This window comes from Bradyrhizobium sp. sGM-13 (genome assembly GCF_018398875.1).
Lineage (GTDB): Bacteria > Pseudomonadota > Alphaproteobacteria > Rhizobiales > Xanthobacteraceae > Bradyrhizobium.
Map to the genome: position 1 here is coordinate 1 of NZ_JAGWDK010000318.1, position 266 is coordinate 266.

At 58.6% G+C, this 266-nt stretch carries 1 pseudogene; it reads right to left on the bottom strand.

From position 1 onward, the window contains the following. Window positions 1-25: 25 nt before the first annotated feature. Window positions 26-266: pseudogene (locus KJQ96_RS39200) on the bottom strand (ABC transporter substrate-binding protein); the annotation flags it as partial.

A 266-nucleotide genomic window follows, 5' to 3' on the forward strand; every position in this document is an offset into this window, starting at 1 on the left:
CCGCCGGGACCTGTGTCGAGCCCGACTAGTCCTGTTTGGTCGCCCAGTAGAGCAGGACCTGATTGTCGGCGCGCTGGCTCAGTTTCACTTTCTTTGACACACCCCATGCCAGCGCCTGCTGATGCAGCGGGATGTATGCGAAATCCTTCTGAGCGATCTCGTACGCTTGCTTGATCAGGAGATCGCGCTTGGTCATGTCGGATTCCTGCAGCACCTTGTCGGTGAGGGCGTCGAGGTTCTTGTTGCAGTAGCCGCCGAGATTGGCT